This window comes from Salmonella enterica subsp. arizonae, from assembly GCF_008692845.1.
Lineage (GTDB): Bacteria > Pseudomonadota > Gammaproteobacteria > Enterobacterales > Enterobacteriaceae > Salmonella > Salmonella arizonae.
Map to the genome: position 1 here is coordinate 101175 of NZ_VXJW01000002.1, position 26999 is coordinate 128173.

Genomic DNA, 26999 nt, shown 5'->3' on the forward strand with positions numbered 1-26999 from the left:
TAGTGTTTTCCGGATGGCAAATTAACGCCACCAGTGCGCGATTTGCCAGCCAAGCCGTGCAGCCACGCGCGCTGCTGCGCCATCTTTATCAAAACGTGGATTAAATTCAACCAGATCCGCCGCCTGTAATTTTCCGCTGCGGCAAACCGGCTCAATTAAACGCAGAATCTGAATCAGCGGCACCCCCAGAGCGGCGGGGGCGGAGACGGCCGGCATTTCCCAGACCGGCAATACGTCGAGATCGATAGTCAAATAAATTTTATCCACCCTGGCGATAAACTGCGTCATCTGCGCCAGAGCATTATAACAATCCAGATCCTCCACCACGGTAACATTCCGCCGCGTCGCTTCCCGCCATAGCGCCCGCGTATTCGCCGCACGGCTCACGCCAAAACAGGCATAATGAAATACGCGGCGCTGCGCGTCGCACAACTGCGCCAGTTGACGAAACGGCGTACCGGACGTCGCCCGCTCGGTCTGACGGAGATCCAGATGCGCATCGAGATTAATGATCCCTACGCTTTCCTGCGCAAACGCATCCAGCACGCCTGCGCCGTGCCCAAACGCGGTTTCATGGCCGCCGCCCAGCACCAACGTGCGCATCCCGGCGCATAGACAGCGCCTTACCGCATCGCGTAAGGTCTGCTGAGCGCCTTCCAGATCGGGCGCTTGCGCAACCCAGTTGCCCAAATCCACCAGCCGCTCATGCCCGTCGTGGCTGGCCATATTCGCCAGCGCTTTACGCAACGCGTCCGGGGCGCCTGCCGCGCCGGGACGGCCTGCATTGCGTTTTACCCCTTCATCGCAGGCAAATCCCATTAACGCGATCTGTTTCGGCCAGTCTTGGGGCGCAAAATCCTCGCTGCGTATTACGGTCTGAAACAGACGCCGCGCATCCGCCGCTTCTGCGCTGTCGTCGCGCCCCTGCCAAAGCGTCGGGGAAACCGGGTACCATTGCGTCATATGATTTGTCCCTGGTATACACGCTGATATAAAGGGTTACGCCCCGGCTCATACACTATCTCAACCGGTTGTTCAGCATCCCATACCACAAAATCCGCCCGGAAGCCTGCCCGGAGCTGACCATGCGTCGCCTGTCTTCCCAGCGCGCGAGCGGCATGGCGCGTAACGCCCGCCCATGCCTCTTCCGGCGTCAGACCAAACTGTACGCAGGCCATATTCATCGCCAGATGCAAACTACAAAACGGGCTGGTCCCGGGATTAAAATCGCTGGCGACGGCGACAGGCACCTGATAGCGGCGCAGCAGTTCCACCGGCGGACGCTGCGTCTCGCCCAGAAAATAAAACGCGCCAGGCAGCAGCACACCGACGGTGCCGCCGTCACGCATCGCCGCGACGCCCGCTTCATCAAGATATTCGATATGGTCTGCCGATAAGCCCTGATAACGACTCACCAACTGCGCGCCGCCCAATAGCGAAAGCTGTTCAACATGCCCTTTCACGGGAATGCCTAGCGCCTTCGCCGTCTGCAACACGCGTTCACTGTGCGCCACGCTAAAACCGACGCTCTCACAAAAGAGGTCTACCGCCTCAAATAACCTTTTTTTCCATAGCTGCGGAATAATCGTCTCGCATACCAAGGCAATGTAGCCGTCCGGATCGCCATGATACTCCACTGGCGTGGCATGAGCGGCAAGCAGAGTGGAACTAATGTCGATAGCGTTTTCGGCGGCAAGTTTTGCGGCGACGCGCAGCATCTTTTCTTCTGTCGCCAGTTCCAGACCGTAGCCGGATTTAATCTCCAGGAGCGTGACGCCTTCGTTAATCAGGCGCATCATCCGTTCGTGCGCCAGCAAGTAGAGCGTATCCTCCGCACAGGCACGGGTCGCAGAGACTGTGGCGTTAATGCCGCCGCCCTGGGCGCTGATATGCTGATATGACACGCCGTTAAGCCGCTGCTCCCACTCTCCGGCACGGCTGCCGGCAAACACCAGATGCGTGTGGCAATCGATAAGTCCCGGCGTGACCAACCGTCCCTGCATATCATGGATATTGTCTCCGCTAACAGGAATCTGTGTCTTTGGCACGATATCGCAAATAAGCCCTTCGCGCACAATCAGCGCCAGATTATCCACCAGCCCATACGGGGTTTGCTGCTGCGGGTCCATAGTCGCCAGTCTGATGTTTCTCCAGGCCGTATCGCCCGGTAAAAGTTGCCGCATGAGTGTCGCTCTCTGCCTGTCATGAGTTGTATAGACATTTATTTTCTTTCTGTTCCAGCTTGTCAACTCAAAGCGTGAAAATTGTTACTCAATTATGATAAAGCCATCTGATGCTAAAGGTGTTTCCGTCCTGAAAATACGCGCATCAATCACTGGTCCTAAATCAGACAGTATGGCAACAAGCAACAGAGACGGCAGGGGAAAACAGAAGGTGTTTTTCTATGTTTTATAACTCGTATTCCGGTTGGCAGACAGAGAGAAAACGCTTTTGACATTCATTGTGTTGAGTTTTGGCTACAAATGTGCTCAATGGTGCTTCTGCATGGGTAGTATTATTAATTTGCATTTTTATCATAAACTGTTCGATATTTTAGGTTACTAATACATGAACAGGAAAAAGCAAAATCCATTAAACGCGAAAAGGATACCATATCACCCCCTTGATTAAAATAAAGTAATTTACAAGTTCAAATATCGTCATAACCCCATAGAGAAAAGATTTACAAAGGCATAGTAAAATCAATATTTTTAGTTCAAAACCTTCTATATTACAACAAGCCTGATTTCAAAATTGTTAATTTATAAATATTGCTTAACGTATAGTCTTCACACCACCGAAATTAGCTATTCCACTCTCGCCAGGATTGAAAGAAACGAATGTAACGGCAGAGGAAATTTCTCACATGAGCAAGAAAATTTACAGTGGTTAAAATTTAATCTCATTAGCCCGCAAAAAAGTCACTTACCGCAGTTACTGGATCGCGATATTTCATGCTAGCCAGAAAAACCTTCGACTGATGTTCAACGGAGAACCGTCAACACTTTGTGGGATAAGGAGTCTGGCGGCCAGTTTGTATAGCAGGAAGGTTAACGATAATTTTGTACAGCACTTACCTGGTCACAAAGCAGACAGTATGGTAGCAAGAGACAGCAGGGGTAAAGAATGAGACCTGATTGGTGTAGAATAATGAACGAATTTCGAATGATTTCGAAAATCACTTTTAACTTTTTGAAAAATACTGCTTTTTTATTTTATCGACTTAGTATAAAAAAGCAGGCTTCAATGGATGTCATTTAACTTTTTCAAAGCCCGGAGCAACCTGTGAATACATTATCGGTTTCCCGTCTGGCGCTGGCACTGGCTTTTGGCGTGACGCTGAGCGCCTGTAGCTCTACGCCACCCGATCAAATCCCTTCCGATCAAACCGCGCCTGGCACCGCCTCGCGCCCGATTCTGTCGGCAAATGAAGCGAAAAACTTCGTTGCGGCGCACTATTTCGCCTCTCTGACGCCGAATACCGCGCCGTGGTCGCCGTCACCGATTACTTTGCCCGCGCAGCCTGACTTTGTGGTCGGTCCGGCAGGCACGCCTGGCGTTACGCACACCTCGATTCAGGCCGCCGTCGATGCGGCAATGGTTAAACGCACGAATAAACGCCAGTACATCGCTATTATGCCGGGCGCCTATCAGGGTACCGTCTACATTCCCGCCGCGCCGGGAAGTCTGACGCTGTATGGGACAGGTGAAAAACCGATCGATGTAAAAATCGGTATGGCGATTGATGGTGAAATGAGCATCGCCGACTGGCGCCGCGCGGTGAATCCCGGAGGGAAATATATGCCGGGTAAACCCGCGTGGTATATGTTCGATAACTGCCAAAGCAAACGTGCAGCAACGATCGGCGTGATGTGTTCTGCTGCGTTCTGGTCGCAAAATAACGGACTGCAGCTACAAAACCTGACCATCGAAAACACGTTGGGCGACAGCGTCGATGCCGGAAACCATCCTGCGGTGGCGCTGCGTACCGATGGCGATAAGATCCAGATTAACAAGGTAAATATCCTTGGCCGTCAGAATACCTTCTTTGTGACCAATAGCGGCGTGCAGAACCGTCTGCAAACCGATCGCCAGCCGCGCACGCTGGTGACGAACAGCTATATTGAAGGCGATGTAGATATGGTTTCCGGACGCGGCGCCGTGGTGTTCGATAACACTAACTTCCAGGTCGTCAACTCCCGCACGCAACAGGAAGCCTACGTGTTCGCCCCTGCGACGCTATCCAATATTTACTATGGCTTCCTGGCGATCAATAGCCGCTTTAGCGCATCCGGCGATGGCGTTGCGCAGCTTGGCCGCTCGCTGGATGTTGACGCCAACACCAACGGCCAGGTGGTGATCCGCGACAGTGTGATTAACGAGGGCTTTAACATCGCCAAACCGTGGGCCGACGCGGTCATCTCGAAACGTCCGTTTGCCGGAAATACGGGAACCGTGGATGACAAAGGCGAGGTGCAGCGTAATCTGAACGACACTAACTACAACCGCATGTGGGAATACAACAACCGCGGGCCAGGCAGTAAAGTGGTAACGGAGCCTAAGCAGTAATCGCAGATCCGGTTCATGCTTATAAACGGGACGCGCATCAAATGCAGCGTCCCGTTGTTTTACTGCTTCGCCAGGCGGGCTCCCCTAATCTTCGTTTTCAGTTCTCTTAACGCTGATCCCCTACCCTGCCACTGTCCCGCAGACTTTTCACAAGCCAGTGCCATTATACCTACCCAGACACCTATTCTGATTTTTATTCAAATACTGAACTGACGGGGAAAATATATCCTCCGACCGGACTTGCAAAACGATCCACCCTCTATTCTACATACCACGCCCTTCAGAAAGTGAATTCGAAAAAACCGAACAATGAAGGGGTGATTATTCGAGTAGAGATTCATCGGAAAGTCATGTTTAATATGATAATGATAATCATTCACCACAATGAATCCACAAATACATAACATTAAATATTTTCATGAAAATTATCACATTCATGCGACTGAAGCCGGGAAAACCACCAGCTATGGTCTCTTTTATATTTCTCCTGTTTTCCACCTTTACATCAGCAAAAGAACAAACTCTGGAGACGGGAAATCTAAACAACAAATTAACTCACTATTTAATTAGCAATAATTCTGTGGCAGTAAAAAACATACTACAGACCTGTGGAGAATGTTCACAGTTCATTGACCCACTTTTGCTCGAATGGGCTAATGGCATTCTTGCTCGTCAGGAAAAAAACTACGCCGAATCAATACGGCATTACAGAAAAGTCATCTCTGTACATCCTGACTGGTACAGTGCCAGATTACAACTGGCCACAGTATTGTACCTGAATAAAGATATACTGTCCGCTGAAGCTCAGTTACGTAAATTACGCAGTGAATCTTTACCTGAAGAAGCAGCCGTACTGATTGACTCCTTCATTGCAAAAATACAAAAGACAGACAACTGGGCATTTCGTGGCGGATTCACTTATCTGAATGAAAAAAACATCAATAACGCGCCAGCATCCGGTCGTTCCATCGGTCGATGGAAATCTGAGAAACCACAATCAGGAAAAGGTGTGATGTTTTGGGGAGAGGCAGAAAAAACATTCTCTTTGCCGGATAATCTTTTTGGTATCACACGATTAGCCACCTCAGGGAAAGTATACAAAAATAACCACTCTTATGATGAGCTTGATGGTAGTATCGGACTGGGTTTTGGTTATCGCAATATTGATACTACGATTCTTCTCCTTCCATTTTATGAAAAAAGTTATTATGGCGGAGGCAAAAAATCAGAAAAAGGTCTGAAACCTTATTCTGATACCCGTGGGTTCGGAGTAGAAACCACGCTCCAGCTTTCAAACCGCTGGCGTTTATACTCAGACGTTAAACTGGGTAAAAATGAATATAAAAAAAAGACTTACCTTAACGGATACCGCTACTCACTTAATGAAACTCTGATTTATTTCCCAGATTCACGCCAGTATATTTCTGCAGGTCTTGGATACAGTATGCTCAGAACTGAAGAAAAAGACAGTTCTTTCAATAAGGCAGCATTCCTGACCGGATGGATGTACGAATGGGATGGAGGTGTATCAACGCTATTACAGGCTGCTTATGGTCATAAAAAATACCTGGCCGGAGACTTCTGGGGAATAAAGCAAATTAATCATGAATACAATACTTCTGTCACGGTATGGCACCGCGATATTTATTTTTTTGGCATAACACCAAAAATCACATGGAGTTATCAGCGAACTGACAGTAATCATCCTTTTCACGACACGGAGAGGAATCGTCTTTTGCTGAGTTTCAGCAAATACTTCTGAGGAGATACAATGAAAACCACTTTTATTATAACCAGCATAATCCTGTCGTGTAGCCTGTTAACTGCCTGCGGTGGCGGAGGGGGAAACAGTAGCAAAACACACAGTACCACGACGAATGAAACAACCGAGGTCGTCAGTATAACCACATCAGTTACTCCCGGTTCATCTGGTAATAATTCTGGTGGTGTAACTGAAACAGTCAGTTCAACGGGAAATAATTCCGCCAGCAATACGGATATACCTGTGACGACTGAAGCTACTGAAGCTACTGAAGCTACTGAAGCTACTGAAGCTACTGAAACCACACTACCGAATAAACCGATAATATTAGCACCAGTCAACGAAACTCGTATTTCAGAGGTCAAATACAACACCGGTACAATGCTTACCCGTACAGTAAATGATACTGATTCCACAATGCTTCATAAAAGCAATACAGTACAAGAGCCTGATGCCTATGATCTCAGAATGACAGATGGTGAGGTTATCGTGGATATCAAGCCATTAAATACTGGTGATCCAGCAGACTACCGGGAGCTGGCATCCAAAAACCTTAGTATTTTGAGAGATAAAAGTGGTGAAGCCGTAGGATTTTACGGCATTGTGGAAACGTATACGAGTGAAACCACCCGGAATCTGTCAGGCAAAGAGAAATATGGCAGAGTGGATTATATCGTTGCTATGAACGGAGAAGAAAAGAAGCTTCCTTCTTTAGCGGCTGATTATACCGGTAAAGTTTACTACGATCAGGAGCAGGCTTCAGGAAAAGAAGCCGATATCAGTCTTCGTTATGAAGATCGCCAAGTGACCGGGACAATAATCGACAAAACACGTCCACATTTTAACCTGACAATTGATACCCGTAAACCTCACGATGTGGATGAGGACGGTAGTTTCATGGCCGAGCTGGTTGGTACTAATGACCGTGCAGATCATAAAATGCACGGGTACATTGATGGCGGTTTTTATGGAAAAGACGGTGAAATTGTCGCCGGCTCGATCCGTTCCAGAGATGATGATAGCTGGGGAGGTGTATTCGGAGGCGAAAAACAGGAATAAATAAACGGACTTAATTTCAGGAGGTGGTAGATCCACCTCCGGTAGTTTTAGAGGTGCAGCAGGAAAAGCCTTTACTGGAGGGAACAGCAGCTATATTTTTCCTTATCTGGTTTTAGATAAAGCATTACGTAACCAGTCTCATAACGCCTGCTGACATGGCTTTACTTAATCTGTTTTATTGATATGAAAATGTTATTGTTGATATCGCCTGAACTGTACCTGTCTGAATTTCCCCGGCCCGGATATAATTAATATTAAGACTGACCGCCGGGTTCATCTCACCTCGGTATGTGGAAAATTGCCACTGATTTATATTTCCTTTTACTGATGAATCCGGACCAAATCTCAAAGCTTCCGGAGAATCGTCTTTATATATTTTCAGACCAACCCCGCGGACCGTTGACGTTTTATCCAGTGAAAGTACCGGGCTCTGGTTTGACGTATCCGTTGCATCCGTTAATGTCGCATGGACATCAATGCCGTCCTGACATTTTAACTGTAAATTCAGGTTTCCTCCCGGCACTTCTGAACCGACGGACTGGAACTGTTTTTTATAGACAGTGGCTAACTGAACGGTATAATTCCGTTATGAAAGACTGCAGGTTTTTGTTTTTACAAAAAAGCTGAAACCATCCAGAATGATAAAGGAAGAGCCGCCAAGACTGTTGACACCTCTGTTGCTTGAGATGACTGAAAAGTTTCCCACATGAACAGATGGAATATTAATCCACCCAGGCGAAAGCCTGCCCAGCGCAATGGCGCCAATCCTTATCGATGCCCCCATTCTTGGGACAAGATACCATCTGCCATTAGGCGGTATAACGTCCGTTAAATTATTCCCTTTCATCTCTACGCCTTCGCCAAACCCGCTTTCCTGACTGTCCGCTATCGTAAAAGTCACACCAATATCGTAAACATCTTGTCCATTATATTGCCCCACCACCGGACGGGTTATTACTGCCTGCCCCCTGAGATAATATGGCCAGCAGTAGTCAAACAATACGCTCTCACTGTAATAAGCGCTTCTGCCAACTCGGTACGGATAGGAAAAAGCATCCGCGGGAGCATCAGTATTACTGAACTGAATATCCGGTCTGAGAATAAAATGTAGTGGCACAGTAAATTTGGCCACCTGATTAAAGGTGATATTCTCACCTCAACATAAAACAGGTAACTTAATGAACAAAAAAACCAAACGTACATTCACCCCTGAGTTCAGGCTGGAATGTGCACAGCTGATTGTTGATAAGGGCTACTCATACCGACAAGCCAGTGAAGCGATGAATGTCGGTTCTACCACGCTTGAGAGCTGGGTACGCCAGCTCAGGCGAGAGCGTCAGGGGATTACGCCCTCTGCAACCCCCATTACTCCAGACCAGCAACGTATCCGCGAGCTGGAAAAGCAGGTTCGCTGTCTGGAGGAACAAAATACGATATTAAAAAAGCTACCGCGCTCTTGATGTCCGACTCACTGAACGGTTCACGATAGCTGCCAGACTGAGTGACAACCACACGGTTGTCAGCCTTTGTTCCGTTCTGGAAATACACCGTAGCAGTTACCGGTACTGGCGAAAACAACGCGATACCGTTAATCCGGTGCGCGTCAGGTTGTACAGCGAAATACGCCGGGCGTGGAACCAGAGCCGTGGCTCTGCAGGCGCGCGTACTCTGGCTGAAATGCTGACCCAAAACGGCGTCCCGATGAGCCGTTACCGTGCCGGGCGTCTGATGAAATATCTGAACCTGAGCAGTTGTCAGCCCGGAAAACATCAGTACAAAAATGTCCGTCAGGAGCATACATGCCTGCCGAATCTGCTTGAGCGTCAGTTCGCAGTACCAGAGCCAGACCGGGTATGGTGCGGAGATATTACGTATATCTGGGCGGGAAATCGCTGGTGCTATCTGGCGGTCGTTATGGATCTTTTTGCCCGCAGGGTTATCGGCTGGAGCCTGTCAGCGAATGCCGATACAGCACTGATAAGCAGCGCCCTGCGGATGGCCTGTGAGACGCGTGGTCAACCGAGTGATGTCATATTCCACAGCGTCCAAGGTAGCCACTATACAAGCAGGCAGTTCCGGCAGTTACTGTGGCGATACCGAATCAGACAAAGCATGAGTCGGCGCGGAAACTGCCCGGATATTACAGAATCAACTCCAGATGGGAAAACAGAAGAAGAAGACCGGATGACGATGTGTTCCTGGAGGTCACGGTGACTACAGATAAAATAATACAAGCAGAAAATACGTTCATCCGGTGGCTGAAAACGACGGAAAAGGGTACCGTCTCTCTTGATAATAAAAAGGTAACATGCTGGTACTGTGGCGGAGTATGGCTTCACTACACAGTTAATATTAATGTGATATCTTTATACCTGCACTCGAGTGGCGAGGATGCCTTTGACTCTCTGGCTGACTGTACAAATGAAATCGCCCAGCTTTTATATCAAAACAACCCTGACGTCAGTATCAGATGGACTGAGCATCCACACCGACGTAAATACCTTAAGGAGACGACGGGTACTTAACCGATAAGCCTGTTTTTTACACCGCAACATTGCAAAGAACAGCGAATACTTAAATTCCCGGAGCAATTCAGGCGCGGTTTTACACTCCGTTTCGTGATTTCAGAAGTCGATATCACCCGCATGTCCACGAGACAGAAATCTTATTTCACCCTGTTTCTGGGCCTGGCCGATGTTATGAAGCCACGCTGCGCGCTATTGAACCGACTCCCGAATAGGTGAAAAAAGTTGAACGTTACACTCCAGCCATAACTTTTCCTTACGCTTAAATCGTGGAACAATGTGAACGGTAGCGGCTACGCCAGATAAAGCCAGATACCACGGTAAATAACACAGCGACGAAAAAGGCCGCCATAATCAACCCAGCGGCGGCGCCAGTTTTCGACACCAACGGCACCAGCAATGCACAAAGCCCATAGCCAAGCGTGTGGCTGGTAGCAATCCAGCCCGCACCTGCGCCGTCGGTCAGTTTATCGTTCAGTAAAAGCTGATAAGCGGGCGTTGCCAGAGCAGCCCCAAACGACAGCACCGCACAGCCGAGGTAAAACAACCATAGCTGTCCGGTCAGCATTATCGCCAGACCACACATCATCAGCGCCCCGGCACTCAAGAGCAGCGCTATCGGCGTCAGGCGCTGAGGGCGGAGCACCCCGAACTGCGCGATAAGCGCGGCAACCGCAGCCAAACCCAACAGCCACGCAACCTGATGGCTAATGGCGGCAGTATCCGTGGCGAACTGGCGAGCAAGGGCGGGTGAAAGTCCAAGCTGCATCATGCTCACTGCCGCGGCTAGTAGCAAAGCACAAAGCAGATACGGCAGGCAATTCAGCCTCAGGGTGGCGCTCTTGCGCTCCGCTGCAGACTGCGGTGGCATACCAGGCAAAAGCAGCAGCATCAACAGCGCCAGCAGTGGCGCTGCTATCAGCAGCCCCATCGGCGCCAGAGGGTGAATTGCCAGCATCGCCGCGGCGCACAGCGGTCCGAATAGCCTGCCGCAGCTCAAGCCGGCGCTAATGGTCGCCAGAGCGGTCATGCGATTCCCTTCCCCCGCTCTCTGCAACGCCCAGACCTGACAGGCTGGCACCATCGCCGACACGGTGAGCCCGTAGACGATCCGCGCGATGATTAATATTCCCAGTCCCACTGCCGTCGTTACGGTGTTGGTCGCCATCAGCACGCTTCCCAATCCGAGCAGCGTAAAGCTTGCGCCGTATCCCCCCAGAGCCCACAGCACTACAGGCTTACTGCCCACACGGGCAATTTGCTTTCCCCACCACGGGGAAGACGGCAGGAACAGCATTGAGCCGAGCATCAGCAAAGCCGCCCAAATCGACAGGCTCAGGTTTGTCTGAATTACCAGTACAGGGATCGCGACCAGCAGGCCGTTTTGCCCGACACCGAGTAGCCCCGCACTGAACGCAAGCGGCCAGCAGGATAAGGGTTTTTGCGGCGTTTCCGCTATCTCAAGAGACGTCACGATATTGCAATTCCATGTATTAACTGTGCTTATTTGTAAAATTAATTTCACCAATTTTAACAATTGTTATTGATAATGAGAAACATTATCTGCAAAATTCGCATTATCATAATGTGTGGAATCTGTTTGATTATGACTTTGCCAACTAAAACGCCGGCCCTGGATGTAGCTGCGCAGTGTTTCCTGAATTCCCTGGTTCGCGAAACCAAAGACTGGCGGCAAACTGAATACCAGCCAACCGAATTAATCATCCCGCTGGGCGAACAGCAGGCACTCCATTTCAGAGTGGCTTATTTCTCCCCAACCCAGCATCACCGCTTTGAATTTCCGGCTCGTCTGGTCACAGCGTCCGGTAGTCAACCCGTCGATTTCGCCACCCTCTCCCGGCTTATTGTTGATAAGCTCCAGCACCAACTCTTGCTGCCCGCGACCAGTTGCGAAACCTTCCATCAACGCGTGATGGAAAGCCACGCCCATACACAGCAGGCAATTGACGCCCGCCATGACTGGGCAGCCCTGCGTGAAAAAGCGCTGGACTTTGGCGAGGCGGAGCAGGCACTGCTGGTCGGTCACGCCTTCCACCCGGCACCTAAGTCTCATGAACCGTTTACTCAGCAGGAGGCCGAACGCTACCTGCCAGACTTCGCGCCCCAATTCCCGCTGCGGTGGTTTACGGTGGACAAAACGCAGATAGCCGGTGAAAGTCTGCATCTTAATCTGCAACAACGGTTGACGCGTTTTGCCGTAGAGAATGTGCCGCAGTTACTCAACGAATTAAGCGACACTCAATGGCTATTCCCGCAGCACCCGTGGCAGGGGGAATATCTTCTGCAGCAGGAGTGGTGCCAGGAGCTTGTCGCTAAAGGGCTGATTAAAGATTTAGGCGAGGCAGGCGCGCCGTGGATACCTACCACCTCTTCCCGTTCGCTCTACTGCTCCACCAGCCGCGACATGATCAAATTCTCCCTGAGCGTGCGTCTGACTAACTCCGTACGTACCCTGTCAGTGAAAGAAGTGAAGCGTGGAATGCGTCTTGCACGCCTGGCGCAAACCGACAACTGGCAGAGGCTACAGGCCCGCTTCCCGACCTTCCGGGTAATGCAAGAGGACGGCTGGGCCGGGCTGCGCGATCTCCACGGCAACATCATGCAGGAAAGCCTGTTTGCCCTGCGTGAAAACCTGCTGGTGAACCAGCCGCAAAATCAGACTAACGTACTGGTCTCCCTGACTCAGGCCGCACCGGATGGCGGTGATTCACTGCTGGTTGCGGCGGTAAAACGCCTGAGCGTTCGCCTCGGCATCACTGCGCAGCAAGCCGCCCACGCATGGGTTGATGCTTACTGTCAGCAGGTACTGAAGCCGCTGTTTACGGCTGAAGCGGATTACGGCCTGGTGCTGCTGGCGCATCAACAAAACATTTTGGTTCAAATGCTTCAGGATCTGCCGGTCGGACTTATCTACCGTGACTGCCAGGGCAGCGCGTTTATGCCTCACGCAGCAGACTGGCTCGACACCATTGGCGAGGCACAGGCGGAAAATATCTTCACTCGTGAGCAGTTGCTGCGCTACTTCCCTTATTACCTGCTGGTTAACTCCACGTTCTCCGTGACCGCTGCGCTTGGCGCAGCCGGGCTGGACAGTGAAACGAGCCTGATGGCTCGCGTAAGAACTTTCCTGGCTGAAGTGCGTGACCAGGTGACTCATAAAACCTGCCTCAACTATGTGCTGGAAAGTCCGTACTGGAACGTAAAAGGTAACTTTTTCTGTTATCTGAACGACCACAACGAAAACACCATCGTCGACCCCTCAGTGATCTACTTCGATTTCGCCAACCCATTGCTGGCTCAGGAGGGCTAAATGTCTAAGGCAAATATCGTTCACAGCGGATATGGACTGCACTGTGAAAAACTCGACAAGCCTCTGGATCTTAGCTGGAGCCGGGATAATAGCGTGGTACTGCACTGGCCGGGGCCAATACCTTCGGGGTGGCTACGCGACGCGCTGGATCAGATATTTATCGTCGCGCCGCAAATTTCAGCGGTGGTTCTCCCCTATGCCGAATGGCACGAAGATTCACAGGCGCTGACGCTTTTCGGGCAGGTAAAAAGCGACATCATCCACCGAGCCGCCTTCTGGCAGTTACCGCTATGGCTAAGTTCTCCGGCAAACCTGGCCTCCGGCGAAATGGTTTTTGATGCAGAGCGTGAGATCTATTTTCCACAGCGCGCGCCACGTCCGCAGGGCGAGGTATATCGCCGCTACGATCCACGCGTTCGCAAGACGCTGAGTTTACGCGTTGCCGATCCCGTTCTTGATGCAGAACGTTTCACCCGCTGGATGAACGATCCGCGCGTTGAGTATTTCTGGGAGCAAAGCGGTTCGCTGGAGGTACAGACCGCCTATCTGGAGCGCCAGCTCAGCGATAAACATGCGTTCCCACTCATCGGCTGCTTCGACGATCGGCCGTTTAGCTATTTCGAAATCTACTGGGCGGCGGAGGACCGCATTGGTCGCCACTATTCGTGGCACCCCTTTGACCGTGGCCTGCATCTGCTGGTGGGTGAACAGCAATGGCGTGGAGCCCACTACGTGCGAAGCTGGCTACGCGGGCTGACGCATTACCTGCTGCTGGATGAGCCACGCACGCAGCGCACCGTACTTGAGCCGCGCGCAGATAACCAGCGCCTGTTCCGCCACCTTGAGCCTGCGGGATACCGGACAATTAAAGAGTTCGACTTCCCACACAAGCGCTCGCGCATGGTAATGGCGGAGCGTCATAACTTCTTCATGGAGGTCGGCCTGTAATGAATCGCAAAGATTGGGATTTCGTTAACCGCCAGTTGGCGGCAAAAATGCTGGCCGAACTGGAGTATGAACAGGTCTTTCACGCTGAATCTCAGGGCGATGACCGTTACTGCATTAACCTGCCAGATGCGAAATGGCACTTCAGCGCTGAGCGCGGCATCTGGGGCTGGCTGTGGATCGATGCCCACACGCTGCGCTGCGCGGACGAGCCTGTTCTGGCGCAAACGCTACTGATGCAGCTAAAGCCAGTGCTGTCAATGAGCGATGCCACCGTTGCTGAGCATATGCAGGATTTGTATGCCACGCTGCTGGGCGACCTGCAATTACTGAGGGCACGTCGCGGGCTAACCGCCAGTGACCTGATTGATCTTGATGCCGACCGTCTGCAATGCCTGCTAAGCGGCCATCCTAAATTCGCTTTTAATAAAGGCCGCCGCGGTTGGGGCAAAGCGGCGCTGGAGCGATATGCGCCAGAGTACGCCAATACCTTCAGGCTGCATTGGCTGGCGGTAAAACGTGAGCATATGGTCTGGCGCTGCGACAGCAAGCTGGATATTCAGCAGTTGTTGACGGCCGCGATGGACCCGCAGGAATTTGCCCGCTTCAATCAGGTCTGGCAGGAAAATGGACTGGACCACGACTGGCTTCCGCTGCCGGTACATCCGTGGCAGTGGCAGCAAAAAATCGCCCTCGATTTCATTGCCGATCTTGCCGAAGGCAGGATGGTTTCTCTCGGCGAGTTTGGCGACTTTTGGCTCGCTCAACAGTCGCTGCGCACCCTGACCAACGCCAGTCGCCAGGGCGGGCTGGATATCAAGCTACCGCTGACCATCTACAACACCTCCTGCTACCGGGGGATTCCGGGCAAATACATCTCTGCCGGGCCGCTGGCCTCACGTTGGTTACAACAGATTTTTGCGACCGACGCCACGCTGGTGCAAAGCGGCGCGGTGATCCTCGGTGAACCGGCGGCGGGCTATGTGTCCCATGAAGGCTATGCCGCGCTTGCCCAGGCCCCCTACCGCTACCAGGAGATGCTCGGCGTTATCTGGCGTGAGAATCCGCGCTGCTGGCTGAAGCCGGACGAAAATCCGATTCTGATGGCGACACTGATGGAGTGCGACGAAAACAATCAGCCGCTGATAGGCGCCTATATCGCCCGCTCCGGGCTGGACGCTGAAACCTGGCTCACGCAGCTATTCCAGGTGGTTGTGGTTCCGCTGTATCACCTGCTTTGCCGCTACGGCGTCGCGCTTATCGCCCACGGACAAAATATAACGCTCGCCATGAAAGATGGCGTACCGCAGCGCGTTCTGTTGAAAGATTTCCAAGGCGATATGCGGCTGGTGAAAGATGAGTTCCCGGAGATGAACTCTCTGCCTCAGGAGGTACGTGACGTCACCGCTCGCCTGAGCGCCGATTACTTAATTCATGATTTGCAGACCGGCCACTTCGTGACAGTTCTGCGCTTTGTTTCGCCGCTGGTGGCTCGCCTTGGCGTGCCGGAGAGGCGTTTTTATCAACTGCTGGCAGCAGTGTTGAGTGATTACATGCAGGAACACCCACAAATGTCAGCGCGCTTTGCGCTTTTCTCTCTCTTCAAGCCACAAATCATTCGCGTAGTGCTGAACCCGGTAAAACTGACCTGGCCCGACCAGGATGGCGGCAGCCGCATGTTGCCGAATTACCTTGAGGATCTGCAAAACCCGCTGTGGCTGGCAACCAGGAACTGAATCATGACAAGAACTGTAGATTTTATCGGCGTAGGTATCGGCCCGTTCAACCTGAGCATCGCGGCGCTGTCCCATCAGATCGAAGGATTAAGTTGCCGTTTCTTTGACGAGCGTCAACATTTTGCCTGGCATCCCGGCATGCTGGTGCCGGACTGTCATATGCAGACCGTGTTCCTGAAAGATCTGGTTAGCGCTGTGGCTCCCACAAGCCCGTACAGCTTTGTTAACTATCTGGTAAAGCGTAAAAAATTCTACCGTTTCCTGACCACCGAGCTACGTACCGTGTCCCGCGATGAGTTTTCCGACTACCTGCGCTGGGCCGCCGAAGGCATGAACAATCTGCATTTCAATCATGCCGTTGAGAGTGTTGATTTCGACGAAAAACGTCAGTTGTTTGTGGTTCAGACCAGCCAGGGCGAAAGCGTTGCCCGCAATATCTGCCTTGGCATTGGCAAGCAACCGCACCTGCCGCCTTGCGTAAAAGCGGTGACGCAAACCTGCTTCCACGCCAGTGAAATGAGCCTGCGCCAACCAGACCTCGGCGGCAAGCGGGTCACTATAGTTGGTGGCGGACAAAGCGGCGCCGACCTGTTCCTCAATGCGCTACGTGGAGAATGGGGCGACGCCGCAGAGATCAGTTGGGTCTCGCGCCGCAATAACTTTAACGCGCTGGATGAGGCGGCGTTCGCCAACGAATACTTCACACCTGAATACGTTTCAGGCTTCGTCGGCCTGAATGAAAGCGCACGCCAGAAAATGCTCGATGAGCAGAAAATGACCTCCGACGGCATCACGGCCGACTCACTACTGACCATCTATCGTGAGTTGTATCACCGATTCGAGGTGCTGGGACAGCCGCGTAACACCCGTCTGCTGCCAAGCCGTTCGGTTACCGTGCTGGAAAGCCGCGGCCAGAGCTGGCAACTACTGCTGGAGCATCATCTGGATAATGGCTATGACACTCTGGAAAGCGACGTGGTGATTTTCGCCACCGGCTACCGTCCAGCACTGCCGCAAATACTTTCACCGCTGATGTCGCGAATCGCCATGCGCGATGAGTGCAATTTTAAAGTACGTGATGACTTCACCCTGGAGTGGAACGGCCCGAAAGATAACAACATCTTCGCGGTCAACGCCAGTATGCAAACTCATGGCATCGCCGAACCACAGCTCAGCCTGATGGCCTGGCGCTCCGCCCGTATTCTTAATCGCGCGCTGGGGCGTGATTTATTCGATCTCAGTACGCCGCCTGCGCTGATTCAGTGGCGCAGCGGCAGTCGGGAAAAACCGCAGCCGGAGGCTGCTTCTTTAACTCGCTACACAGCATCTTTGGGCTGATATTTTCCGCCCGTGTGAAGGAATAATGATGATAAGCAAAAAGTATACGCTTTGGGCTCTTAACCCGCTGCTTCTCGCTATGATGGCGCCAGCAGTCGCTCAACAAGCCGATGATGAGACGCTCGTGGTGTCTGCCAACCGCAGCAATCGCACCGTAGCGGAGATGGCGCAAACCACCTGGGTTATCGAAAACGCCGAACTGGAGCAGCAGATACAGGGCGGCAAAGAGCTGAAAGACGCGCTAGCCCAGTTGATCCCTGGCCTTGACGTCAGCAGCCAGAGCCGCACCAACTACGGCATGAATGTGCGTGGCCGTCCGCTGGTCGTGCTGGTTGACGGTGTGCGTCTCAACTCTTCACGTACCGACAGCCGACAACTGGACTCTATCGATCCTTTCAATATCGACCATATTGAAGTGATCTCCGGCGCGACGGCCCTGTACGGCGGCGGCAGTACCGGCGGTTTGATCAACATCGTGACTAAAAAAGGCCAGCCGGAAACCCAGATGGAGTTTGAGGCTGGCACCAAGAGCGGTTTCAACAGCAGTAAAGATCACGACGAACGCATTGCCAGCGCCATCTCCGGCGGCAATGATCATATTTCCGGGCGAGTTTCAGTGGCGTACCAGAAGTTTGGCGGCTGGTTTGACGGTAACGGCGATGCCACCCTGCTTGATAACACCCAGACCGGCCTGCAATATTCCGATCGCCTGGACATCATGGGCACCGGTACGCTGAACATCGATGAAACCCAACAGCTTCAGTTGATCACGCAGTACTATAAAAGCCAGGGCGACGAGGATTACGGACTGAACCTTGGGAAAGATTTCTCAGCCATTAGCGGGACCAGCACGCCATACGTTAGCAAAGGGCTACATTCTGATCGTATCCCCGGCACCGAGCGTCATCTGATCAGCCTGCAGTATTCCAACAGCGATTTCTTTTCTCAGGAGTTGGTAGGCCAGGTTTATTACCGCGATGAGTCACTGCTGTTCTACCCGTTCCCGACCGTAAATGCGAACAAACAGGCGACGGCTTTCTCCTCATCACAGCAAGACACCGACCAGTACGGCATGAAACTGACCCTAAACAGTAAACCGCTGGACGGCTGGCAAATCACCTACGGGCTGGATGCCGACCACGAACGCTTTACCTCTAACCAGATGTTCTTCAATCTGGCTCAGTCAAGCGCTTCCGGGGGCCTGAACAACCAGAAGATTTACACCACTGGGCGTTATCCGTCGTATGACATCACCAACCTGGCGGCTTTCCTGCAATCGAGCTATGACATCAATGATATCTTTACCCTCAGCGGCGGCTTACGCTATCAGTACACTGAGAACAAGATTGATAATTTCATCGGCTACGCGCAGCAACAGCAGATTGCCGCCGGGAAGGCGACATCCGCCGACGCCATTCCGGGCGGCTCGGTCGATTACGACAACGTTCTGTTCAACGCAGGTCTGCTGATGCATATCACCGAACGCCAGCAGGCATGGTTCAACTTTTCCCAGGGCGTGGAGCTGCCGGATCCGGGTAAATACTACGGTCGCGGCACCTATGGCGCAGCGGTAAATGGTCACCTTCCCCTGACCAACAGCGTGAACGTTGACGACAGTAAGCTTGAAGGCGTGAAGGTCGATTCTTACGAACTGGGCTGGCGCTTTACCGGCGACAACCTGCGCACCCAAATCTCAACCTACTACTCGATCTCTGATAAGAGCGTGGTGGCGAATAAAGACCTGACCATCAGCGTAGTTGACGACAAGCGACGCATTTACGGCGTGGAAGGCGCGGTGGACTACCTGATTCCTGATACTGACTGGAGTACCGGGGCGAACTTCAACGTGCTGAAAACCGAGTCGAAAGTGAACGGTAGCTGGCAGAAATATGACGTGAAATTGGCAAGTCCATCGAAAGCGACAGCCTATATTGGCTGGGCGCCGGACCCGTGGAGCCTGCGCGTACAGAGCACCACCTCCTTCGAGGTGAGCGATGCTAAAGGCTACAGCATTGATGGTTATACCACCGTCGATTTGCTCGGCAGCTATCAGCTTCCGGTGGGTAAACTCAGCTTCAGCGTTGAAAACCTCTTCGACCGCGACTACACCACTGTCTGGGGGCAGCGCGCACCGCTGTACTACAGCCCTGGTTACGGCCCCGCTTCCCTGTACGACTATAAAGGTCGCGGTCGCACCTTTGGACTGAACTATTCAGTTCTGTTCTAAACCGCGCGCCTTGCCCGGCTGGCGCCGGGCAAACTCGCAGATTGCAGTTCACTTACCCGGTGGCGCTACCGCTTACCGGGCCTACAGCATGGCGCCGCTTTCCAGGCAACCGCCACCCGACACACAGCGCCGTTAATAGGCGTTCACCACAACCCACATTGGCCCCTGACCGACGGCATAACGACCTTTCTCCGTCAGCAGCCCCTGGGCGCCTGCAATTTCATATACCGCGATATGATGTGATTTTTGACCAGCAGCAATCAGGTATTTCCCGTGGTGATCGATATTAAAGCCGCGCGGTTGGGTTTCCGTCGGCTGGAAGCCTTCAACGCTCAATACGCTGCCGTCTTCGGAGACGCTAAAGACGGTAATCAGACTGGCGGTGCGATCACAGGCATACAGATGTCGTCCATCCGGCGTAATATGAATATCCGCCGCCCAGCGCGTATCGGAAAAATCGGCGGGCATCATATCCAGCGTTTGTACGCACTCTATCTCGCCATGTGGATTTTTAAGCTGCCAGACATCCACTGAACTGTTCAGTTCATTGACGCAATACGCATATTGTTGATTCGGGTGGAACACCATATGACGCGGACCAGCCCCTTCAACCGTATTCACTTCCGCCGGTTCCTGGGCCGCCAGATAACCGTCGTCGCTTAGCGTAAACAGAGCAATGCGATCCTGCTTCAGCGCCGGCACCCACAAGGTACGGTTATCAGGCGTAATATTCGCCGAATGACATCCGTCCAGCCCTTCCACCACATCCACCAGCTCAACCGGCAGGCCATCTTGTAAGCGCGTTACGCTGACATTGCCGGCGTTATACGATCCGACAAAGACAAAACGACCATGATGATCGGTAGAAATATGAGTCGGGCTACCCGGCAGGGCGGATTCGGTGGCAAACGTCAGCGCGCCATCATCCGGCGCAATACGATACGCCAGCACACGAAACTCCGGGCGCACGCCGACATAGAGGTAGCGTTTATCCGGGCTGACCACCATAGGCTGAACCTGACCGGGCACATCCACTACCTGCACCAGCGTCAGCATCCCTTCGTGATTCAGGCTCCAGACGTGAATTTGCTGACTCTCAGGGCTGGCGGTATAGACTGTTTGTTTCATGAATACTCCTTTGCATATAGCATGTAGCTGCAATGACAGGACACAGCTTAACGTAGTCGCTTTTGACGGCGAATGCTGAATTCAGACGCAGAATTTTGTCTGCTTACCATCCCGGTGTACCATGCCGACAGACGGAATGATTACTCTTAATCTGGAAAAAATTATGACTGCACGCGTGATTGCCCTTGATTTAGACGGAACGTTATTAACCCCGCAAAAAACCTTACTTCCCTCCTCGCTCGACGCACTTTCACGCGCCAAAGAAGCAGGCTTTCAACTTATCATCGTCACTGGCCGCCATCACGTTGCTATTCATCCTTTTTATCAGGCGTTGGCGCTGGACACACCTGCTATTTGCTGCAACGGCACCTATTTGTATGATTATCAAGCGAAAAATGTCCTGGATGCCGATCCTATGCCCGTAGATAAAGCATTACAGTTGATTGATTTACTGGATGAGCATCAAATTCACGGCCTGATGTATGTTGATGACGCCATGCTTTACGAGCGCCCTACCGGTCACGTCGTGCGTACCTCCCGGTGGGCGCAGACCTTGCCGCCGGAGCAACGTCCGACCTTTACGCAGGTCTCTTCTTTGGCGCAGGCGGCGCGCGGCGTGAACGCCGTGTGGAAGTTTGCGCTTACCGATGAAGATATTCCCAGGCTACAGCGGTTCGGTCAGCATGTTGAACAGGCGCTTGGTCTGGAGTGTGAATGGTCATGGCACGATCAGGTGGATATTTCTCGCCAGGGCAACAGCAAAGGCAAACGCCTTACCCAGTGGATAGAAGCGCAGGGAGGGTCAATGGAGAATGTGATCGCTTTCGGCGATAACTATAACGATATCAGTATGCTGGAGGCGGCAGGTACCGGCGTTGCGATGGGGAACGCCGACGACGCGGTGAAAGCGCGCGCCAACGTCGTGATCGGCGATAACACTACCGATAGCATCGCAAAATTTATTTACACGCACCTGCTATAGTCAGGCGGTGATGGAAACGCTTTTCACCTGCGCATAAAGCCACAGGCCAGGCTTGATACTCAGCTCATCCCTGGCCCACGGGCTTATTCGCGCCCACAGCGTTCTGCCGCCTATCTCAAGCTGGACTTCCACCTGTCCGTTATCGTCATAACAATTCGCCACTTTTGCCCGCAATACGTTGCGGATACTGGTCTGCTGCGGCGGCTGTAGTACCAACGAGACATCCGACGCCTGAATACGAATACGCAGCGTGGATTGCAGCGGCTGACTGAGTTTATTCACCCAAAGGTGCTGGTCGCCAAGCGCCAGGGCGGTCATAGCGTAATGCGGGTGATGCTCCAGTACGCTGACTTTCAGAATACTGCTCTGTTGCTCTTTTGGCAGCCACGGGTGCATGACGCTGCTGCCCCAGACCTCTTCCAGCGGGCCAAACGCTTTAACCTGACCGTCTTCCAGCACCATGACTTTATCCGCCAGGTGGAGAATTTCGTCGAGAGAATGGCTGACATACAGCATGGGAATATTGATTTCCCGCGCCAGCCGTTGCAGGTACGGCAACAATTCGCGTTTACGCGGGATATCCAGCGAGGCCAACGGTTCGTCCAACAGCAGCAACTCCGGGGCGGTGAGCAATGCCCGGCCTATCGCCACGCGCTGTTTTTCCCCGCCGGAAAGGCTCCCCGGCAGGCGATCAAGCAACGCTTCAATGCCCAGCAGCGACACCAGTTTATCAAACTGGCCAGCCATGCTTTTCGCCATGCCGTAGCGCAAATTGCCGCGTACTTTATAATGTGGGAACAGGCGCGCATCCTGGAAAACGTAACCGATGCGGCGTTTTTCCGGCGTTAAACAGATGCCGTTTTCCGCGTCATGCAATACCCGGCCATTCAGCGCAATGCGTCCTTTTTGCGGGCGAGTCAAACCGCTGATGGCATTAATCAGCGAGGTTTTTCCCGCGCCGGAGACGCCGAAGATAGCGGTGATTCCACTGGCTGGCAGCGTTTCGTTGAGGGTTAAACAGTGCGTTCCCAGCGTCTGAGAAAAATTAAGCTCCAGCATGATTAGCGCCCCGTCCGTTCACGGCTGATCCGCGCCAGCCATTCAGAAATCAACAACGAAATCAGCGCTAATACAATCGAAATCACACACAACCTCGCCGCCGCGCTCTCCCCGCCAGGCGTCTGAATCAAGGTATACATGGCGGAAGGTATGGTGCGGGTTTCGCCCGGAATGTTAGAAACAAAGGTAATGGTCGCGCCAAATTCGCCAAGCGAACGGGCAAACGCCAGCACCGTACCGACAATAATTCCCGGCAGGGTAAGCGGTAAGGTGATAGTCAGAAAAACACGCCAGCGCCCGGCGCCCAGCGTTCTGGCGGCCTGTTCAAGCTTAATATCCACGCCCTCCAGCGCCAGCCGAATGGCCCGCACCATCAGCGGGAAGGACATCACCGCCGCCGCCAGCACGGCGCCGCGCCAGCTAAAGGCAAACGTGAGACCGAACCAGTCATACAGCCACTGGCCAATAAACCCGCGTCGCCCCATCGACACCAGCAGCAGATAGCCGACCACCACCGGCGGCAGCACCAGCGGCAGATGCAGGACGCTATCAAGTAAGGCTTTGCCCGGAAACCGGCATCGCACCAGTAACCAGGCAAAAAAGATCCCAAACGGCAGGCTAAACAGCACGGCCAGGGAAGACACTTTCAGGCTAAGAAAGACAGCCTGCCATTCTGGATCGGTCAGTATCATTACTTCGTCGTAAATCCATAACGTTTAAAGATTGCCGAGGCCTGCGGTCCTTTCAGGTAATCATAGAACGCGCTGACGGTCGCATTTTTATGCCCATCCACGATAGCGATGGGGTATTCCACTTTTTTATGTGAATCTTCCGGGAACGTCGCCACGACTTTGACCCCCTTGCTGGCGAGCGCATCAGAACCGTATACGATGCCCAAAGGCGCTTCGTTACGTTCGACCATCGCCAGCGCGCCGCGCACATCTTCGCCCGGCGCCAGTTTCGACTCAAGCGTTTGCCAGGCGCCCAGCTTTTGCAGCGCTTCTTTAGCATAAATTCCCGCCGGGACGTGTTGCGGATCGCCCACAGCCAGACGCCCGCCGTTCAGCAGACGAATCCAGTCCGTTTTGTTGTCGATGGTAAACGGTTTCTGCTCGCTGGCTTTCGGCGCTACCACGACCAGACTGTTGCCAAGCAACGTTTCACGTGTCGCGGTATCCACCGTTTTTTTATCGACCGCGTAATCCATCCACTTCTGGTCAGCGGAGATGAACAGGTCCGCTGGCGCGCCCGCTTCTATCTGGCGCGCCAGCGTTGAAGAGGAAGCGAATGAGGAGGCCACATCCACATTTTTCTCTTTATTATATTCTGCCGCAATGTCTTGCATCGCGTTTGTTAGCGACGCGGCGGCAAATACGGTGATCTTGCCTTCATCCGCCAGCGCATGACCCGCGATAGCGAAAGATAAAGTCGCCCCTGCGACCAGACGTAACCAGGAATGCGCCATCTGTAGCTCCTTTTGCGTTTCGTTATGTAAAATATAATATAACGATAATTCAAAGGGTTTCCCAGCGGTTATTCATACCCATTAACGAGTAAACACAGAAAATATCGGCAGGAAAAGCAGAAACTTGAGTAACAAAAACGCCCGACTGAGCGGGCGTTTGCGGAAATCAGCGGTTCTGTCTGGACTGGTCTTTCTGACCGATACCGGAAAAAATGTTGAACACCTCACCCAGACCGTAAACCAGGCCGAGGATGATGGCCATCACCACCGGTACCATGATAACGGCAAATACCAGACTTTTTAATAACTCTAACATGGTCAACTCCAGATATAGTCCTTTTTGTATTCTAACCGCATAACACAGAAAAGCACTCCCCTTTTGTGCGGTCGGCTTTGCGCTGGCGCGCTTTTCAGTCACAATAGCCTTTTTACCAGGAGCTGCTTATGCAGGCCGAAATCCTTCTTACCCTGAAACTTCAGCAAAAGCTTTTTGCCGATCCCCGACGTATCTCTTTGCTGAAACACATTGCGCTTTCCGGCTCTATTAGTCAGGGCGCGAAAGACGCGGGAATCAGCTATAAGAGTGCCTGGGATGCGATAAACGACATGAACCAGCTTAGCGAACATATGCTGGTTGAACGCGCGACCGGCGGCAAAGGCGGCGGCGGCGCGGTATTAACCCGCTATGGCCAGCGTCTGATCCAGCTTTACGATCTGCTGGGCCAAATTCAGCAAAAAGCGTTCGATGTGTTAAGCGACGACGACGCTCTGCCGCTTGATAGTCTACTGGCCGCCATCTCCCGCTTTTCGCTGCAAACCAGCGCCCGCAACCAGTGGTTCGGCACCATTACCGCCCGTGATCGCGTTCAGGTGCAACAGCATGTCGACGTACTGCTGGCCGACGGCAAAACGCGGCTAAAAGTCGCGCTGACGGCGCAAAGCGGCGAACGTCTCGGCCTGGAGGAAGGTAAAGAAGTGCTGATCCTGCTAAAAGCGCCGTGGGTTGGCATTACCCAGGATGCAACCATTGCGCGCGCCGCCGACAATCAGTTATCCGGGACGATTAGCCATATTGAACGCAGCGCGGAGCAGTGCGAAGTGCTGATGGCGCTACCGGACGGCCAGACGCTGTGCGCCACTATACCGGCTGCGGATGCCGCTACGCTAAAGGAAGGCGATGACGTTATTGCCTGGTTTAATGCGGACAGTGTGATTATCGCGACGCTGTGCTAAGCACATTGACATCCGTTGCCGAAAGACGTATTCCTGTCATTCATCGCTGCAAAAAATGGGATGCAAAATGTCATCGTTGCAAATTTCGCAAGGCACGTTTCGTCTGAGCGATACAAAAACACTTCATCTGGATTCGCTGACGTTAAATGCGGGCGATAGCTGGGCGTTCGTTGGGGCTAACGGGAGCGGAAAGTCGTCCCTCGCTCGCGCGCTGGCAGGTGAACTGCCGTTATTAAAAGGCGAACGCCAGTGTCGGTTTACCCGCATCACTCGTCTGTCCTTTGAACAATTGCAAAAGCTGGTCAGCGATGAGTGGCAACGCAATAATACCGATATGCTCAGTCCTGGCGAAGAAGATACCGGACGCACTACCGCGGAAATTATTCAGGATGACGTTCACGATCCTGCCCGCTGTGCGATGCTGGCGCAGCAGTTCGGCATTTCCGCTTTACTTACCAGGCGTTTTAAATACCTTTCTACTGGCGAGACGCGAAAGGCGCTGCTGTGTCAGGCGCTGATGTCTGAGCCGGAGTTATTGATCCTCGATGAACCGTTCGACGGGCTTGACGTAACCTCCCGTCAGCAACTGGCGCAACGCCTGGCAACGTTGAACCAGGCGGGTATTACCCTGGCGCTGGTACTTAACCGTTTTGATGAAATCCCGGACTTCGTTCAGTTTGCCGGCGTGCTCGCCGACTGTACCCTGACGGAAACCGGAACGACGTCAGAGTTGCTACAACGGGCGCTGGTCGCTCAACTTGCGCACAGCGAGCGTCTGGCCGACGTACAATTACCTGAACCGGACGAACCTTCCGTCCACCATGCGTTATCCGATGACGAGCCACGGATCGTACTCAACGATGGCGTGATCTCGTATAACGATCGCCCTATCCTCTACCATCTAAGCTGGCGAGTAAATCCAGGAGAACACTGGCAGATCGTCGGTCCTAACGGAGCAGGTAAGTCTACGCTACTTAGCCTTATTACCGGCGATCATCCGCAAGGCTACAGCAATGATCTCACCTTGTTCGGTCGACGGCGAGGAAGCGGCGAAACGATCTGGGATATCAAAAAACATATCGGTTACGTCAGCAGCAGTTTACATCTTGATTACCGCGTTAGTACCACGGTACGTAATGTGATTCTCTCCGGCTATTTCGATTCTATCGGTATTTATCAGGCCGTTTCAGACAGGCAACAAAAGCTGGCGCAGCAGTGGCTGGATATTCTGGGAATCGATAACCGTACAGCGGATGCCCCTTTTCATAGTCTCTCCTGGGGACAGCAACGGCTGGCGCTGATCGTGCGCGCGCTGGTTAAGCATCCGACAATGTTAATTCTGGATGAGCCGCTGCAAGGGCTGGACCCGCTAAACCGCCAACTGGTCCGCCGTTTTGTGGATGTATTACTTCACCAGGGAGAGACCCAACTGCTGTTTGTTTCGCATCATGCGGAGGATGCGCCAGCCTGTATTACTCATCGGCTGGAATTTGTACCGGACGGCGACCACTATCTCTATCGGCAATCTGCATTACCTTAATGCCATTCCGGGCGTGTAAAGCGCTTTTTTCGTGCTTTTTCAGATAAAAGGCGTGATCATGCTGAAATCCGTTGATTTACCATCAAATGATTGACGTCTA

20 protein-coding genes and 2 pseudogenes are annotated in these 26999 nt (G+C 52.6%); 12 read left to right on the forward strand and 10 right to left on the reverse strand.

Annotated elements, in window-relative coordinates:
• Nucleotides 1–21: 21 nt before the first annotated feature.
• Together hutG and hutI are read right to left on the reverse strand one after the other, a co-directional pair.
• On the reverse strand, nt 22–963 hold the full coding sequence (gene hutG, locus F4V61_RS05070) for a formimidoylglutamase (protein ID WP_038396451.1): 942 nt from the start codon (nt 961–963) through the stop codon (nt 22–24).
• Nucleotides 960–2183, reverse strand: coding sequence for an imidazolonepropionase (gene hutI / locus F4V61_RS05075; protein WP_080160870.1), 1224 nt, complete (start codon nt 2181–2183; stop codon nt 960–962). Before hutI ends, hutG begins: the two co-directional genes overlap by 4 nt.
• A 1102-nt stretch (nt 2184–3285) precedes the next feature.
• On the opposite strand from hutI, the gene F4V61_RS05080 reads away from it, so the two are divergent.
• From F4V61_RS05080 to F4V61_RS05090, 3 genes are all read left to right on the forward strand, one after another.
• Nucleotides 3286–4569: a putative acyl-CoA thioester hydrolase gene (locus F4V61_RS05080; protein WP_080160871.1), complete on the forward strand. Its 1284-nt coding sequence runs from the start codon at nt 3286–3288 to the stop codon at nt 4567–4569.
• 418 nt (nt 4570–4987) lie between these two features.
• Complete coding sequence (locus F4V61_RS05085; protein ID WP_079827889.1) at nt 4988–6331, forward strand: surface lipoprotein assembly modifier; 1344 nt, start codon at nt 4988–4990, stop codon at nt 6329–6331.
• Between the two features lie 9 nt (nt 6332–6340).
• Complete coding sequence (locus F4V61_RS05090; RefSeq protein ID WP_079827888.1) at nt 6341–7390, forward strand: transferrin-binding protein-like solute binding protein; 1050 nt, start codon at nt 6341–6343, stop codon at nt 7388–7390.
• Between the two features lie 175 nt (nt 7391–7565).
• On the opposite strand, the pseudogene F4V61_RS22300 reads toward F4V61_RS05090, so the two are convergent.
• Both F4V61_RS22300 and F4V61_RS22305 read right to left on the reverse strand, forming a co-directional pair.
• Nucleotides 7566–7955, reverse strand: a pseudogene (locus tag F4V61_RS22300) (fimbrial protein); the annotation flags it as partial.
• A gap of 21 nt (nt 7956–7976) precedes the next feature.
• Nucleotides 7977–8507: a hypothetical protein gene (locus F4V61_RS22305; RefSeq protein ID WP_232081976.1), complete on the reverse strand. Its 531-nt coding sequence runs from the start codon at nt 8505–8507 to the stop codon at nt 7977–7979.
• A 25-nt stretch (nt 8508–8532) separates the two neighbouring features.
• On the opposite strand from F4V61_RS22305, the pseudogene F4V61_RS05100 reads away from it, so the two are divergent.
• Nucleotides 8533–9529, forward strand: a pseudogene (locus tag F4V61_RS05100) (IS3 family transposase); the annotation flags it as partial.
• A gap of 648 nt (nt 9530–10177) precedes the next feature.
• On the opposite strand, the gene F4V61_RS05110 reads toward F4V61_RS05100, so the two are convergent.
• On the reverse strand, nt 10178–11389 hold the full coding sequence (locus F4V61_RS05110; protein WP_038396460.1) for an MFS transporter: 1212 nt from the start codon (nt 11387–11389) through the stop codon (nt 10178–10180).
• A 132-nt stretch (nt 11390–11521) separates the two neighbouring features.
• Here F4V61_RS05110 and iucA point away from each other — a divergent pair, with 132 nt between their 5' ends.
• The 5 genes from iucA to iutA are packed head-to-tail and all read left to right on the forward strand — an operon-like array spanning nt 11522 to nt 19492.
• Complete coding sequence (iucA, locus tag F4V61_RS05115) at nt 11522–13246, forward strand: aerobactin synthase IucA (protein ID WP_000174709.1); 1725 nt, start codon at nt 11522–11524, stop codon at nt 13244–13246.
• Nucleotides 13247–14194: a N(6)-hydroxylysine O-acetyltransferase gene (gene iucB / locus F4V61_RS05120; protein WP_079827886.1), complete on the forward strand. Its 948-nt coding sequence runs from the start codon at nt 13247–13249 to the stop codon at nt 14192–14194. It begins immediately after the preceding gene.
• Nucleotides 14194–15927: an aerobactin synthase IucC gene (gene iucC / locus F4V61_RS05125; protein WP_080160872.1), complete on the forward strand. Its 1734-nt coding sequence runs from the start codon at nt 14194–14196 to the stop codon at nt 15925–15927. Before iucB ends, iucC begins: the two co-directional genes overlap by 1 nt.
• 3 nt (nt 15928–15930) lie before the next feature.
• Nucleotides 15931–17265 (forward strand): NADPH-dependent L-lysine N(6)-monooxygenase, encoded by a 1335-nt coding sequence (gene iucD / locus F4V61_RS05130; protein ID WP_000198872.1) that lies wholly within the window; start codon nt 15931–15933, stop codon nt 17263–17265.
• Nucleotides 17266–17290: 25 nt separating this feature from the next.
• On the forward strand, nt 17291–19492 hold the full coding sequence (iutA, locus tag F4V61_RS05135; protein WP_080160873.1) for a ferric aerobactin receptor IutA: 2202 nt from the start codon (nt 17291–17293) through the stop codon (nt 19490–19492).
• 132 nt (nt 19493–19624) lie between these two features.
• Here the strand turns inward: iutA and pgl are convergent, their stop codons facing one another.
• Nucleotides 19625–20620 carry a 6-phosphogluconolactonase gene (gene pgl / locus F4V61_RS05140; RefSeq protein ID WP_000815460.1) on the reverse strand — a complete coding sequence of 332 codons (996 nt, stop codon included), beginning with the start codon at nt 20618–20620 and terminating at the stop codon, nt 19625–19627.
• Between the two features lie 163 nt (nt 20621–20783).
• Here pgl and F4V61_RS05145 point away from each other — a divergent pair, with 163 nt between their 5' ends.
• The gene (locus F4V61_RS05145; protein ID WP_079827940.1) at nt 20784–21602 is read left to right on the forward strand and encodes a pyridoxal phosphatase; all 819 of its coding nucleotides are present in this window, start codon (nt 20784–20786) and stop codon (nt 21600–21602) included.
• On the opposite strand, the gene modC is transcribed toward F4V61_RS05145, so the two are convergent.
• The 4 genes from modC to F4V61_RS05165 form a co-directional block, all read right to left on the reverse strand.
• Nucleotides 21603–22661 (reverse strand): molybdenum ABC transporter ATP-binding protein ModC, encoded by a 1059-nt coding sequence (modC, locus tag F4V61_RS05150; protein WP_079832953.1) that lies wholly within the window; start codon nt 22659–22661, stop codon nt 21603–21605.
• Between the two features lie 2 nt (nt 22662–22663).
• Entirely contained in the window at nt 22664–23353 is a 690-nt protein-coding gene (gene modB / locus F4V61_RS05155; RefSeq protein WP_000604021.1) for a molybdate ABC transporter permease subunit, read from the reverse strand.
• Nucleotides 23353–24126 carry a molybdate ABC transporter substrate-binding protein gene (modA, locus tag F4V61_RS05160; protein WP_058819250.1) on the reverse strand — a complete coding sequence of 258 codons (774 nt, stop codon included), beginning with the start codon at nt 24124–24126 and terminating at the stop codon, nt 23353–23355. The genes modB and modA overlap by 1 nt, the downstream gene beginning before the upstream one ends.
• Nucleotides 24127–24292: 166 nt before the next feature.
• On the reverse strand, nt 24293–24442 hold the full coding sequence (locus F4V61_RS05165; RefSeq protein ID WP_000891516.1) for an AcrZ family multidrug efflux pump-associated protein: 150 nt from the start codon (nt 24440–24442) through the stop codon (nt 24293–24295).
• Nucleotides 24443–24570: 128 nt separating this feature from the next.
• Between F4V61_RS05165 and modE the strand changes: the two genes are divergently transcribed.
• Together modE and modF are read left to right on the forward strand one after the other, a co-directional pair.
• Nucleotides 24571–25359, forward strand: coding sequence for a molybdenum-dependent transcriptional regulator (modE, locus tag F4V61_RS05170; RefSeq protein ID WP_001147423.1), 789 nt, complete (start codon nt 24571–24573; stop codon nt 25357–25359).
• Between the two features lie 67 nt (nt 25360–25426).
• Entirely contained in the window at nt 25427–26899 is a 1473-nt protein-coding gene (gene modF, locus F4V61_RS05175; protein WP_038396468.1) for a molybdate ABC transporter ATP-binding protein ModF, read from the forward strand.
• Nucleotides 26900–26999 lie beyond the last annotated feature (100 nt).

Bases quoted from the DNA above. Each gene is read 5' to 3' on its own strand.
- hutI (WP_080160870.1), bottom strand. From the start codon at position 2,183: ATGCGGCAACTTTTACCGGGCGATACGGCCTGGAGAAACATCAGACTG.
- modB (WP_000604021.1), bottom strand. From the start codon at position 23,353: ATGATACTGACCGATCCAGAATGGCAGGCTGTCTTTCTTAGCCTGAAA.
- F4V61_RS05145 (WP_079827940.1), top strand. From the start codon at position 20,784: ATGACTGCACGCGTGATTGCCCTTGATTTAGACGGAACGTTATTAACC.
- modF (WP_038396468.1), top strand. From the start codon at position 25,427: ATGTCATCGTTGCAAATTTCGCAAGGCACGTTTCGTCTGAGCGATACA.
- iucD (WP_000198872.1), top strand. From the start codon at position 15,931: ATGACAAGAACTGTAGATTTTATCGGCGTAGGTATCGGCCCGTTCAAC.
- F4V61_RS05090 (WP_079827888.1), top strand. From the start codon at position 6,341: ATGAAAACCACTTTTATTATAACCAGCATAATCCTGTCGTGTAGCCTG.
- modA (WP_058819250.1), bottom strand. From the start codon at position 24,126: ATGGCGCATTCCTGGTTACGTCTGGTCGCAGGGGCGACTTTATCTTTC.
- hutG (WP_038396451.1), bottom strand. From the start codon at position 963: ATGACGCAATGGTACCCGGTTTCCCCGACGCTTTGGCAGGGGCGCGAC.
- iucB (WP_079827886.1), top strand. From the start codon at position 13,247: ATGTCTAAGGCAAATATCGTTCACAGCGGATATGGACTGCACTGTGAA.
- F4V61_RS05085 (WP_079827889.1), top strand. From the start codon at position 4,988: ATGAAAATTATCACATTCATGCGACTGAAGCCGGGAAAACCACCAGCT.
- iucC (WP_080160872.1), top strand. From the start codon at position 14,194: ATGAATCGCAAAGATTGGGATTTCGTTAACCGCCAGTTGGCGGCAAAA.
- pgl (WP_000815460.1), bottom strand. From the start codon at position 20,620: ATGAAACAAACAGTCTATACCGCCAGCCCTGAGAGTCAGCAAATTCAC.
- iucA (WP_000174709.1), top strand. From the start codon at position 11,522: ATGACTTTGCCAACTAAAACGCCGGCCCTGGATGTAGCTGCGCAGTGT.
- modC (WP_079832953.1), bottom strand. From the start codon at position 22,661: ATGCTGGAGCTTAATTTTTCTCAGACGCTGGGAACGCACTGTTTAACC.
- iutA (WP_080160873.1), top strand. From the start codon at position 17,291: ATGATGATAAGCAAAAAGTATACGCTTTGGGCTCTTAACCCGCTGCTT.
- F4V61_RS05165 (WP_000891516.1), bottom strand. From the start codon at position 24,442: ATGTTAGAGTTATTAAAAAGTCTGGTATTTGCCGTTATCATGGTACCG.
- modE (WP_001147423.1), top strand. From the start codon at position 24,571: ATGCAGGCCGAAATCCTTCTTACCCTGAAACTTCAGCAAAAGCTTTTT.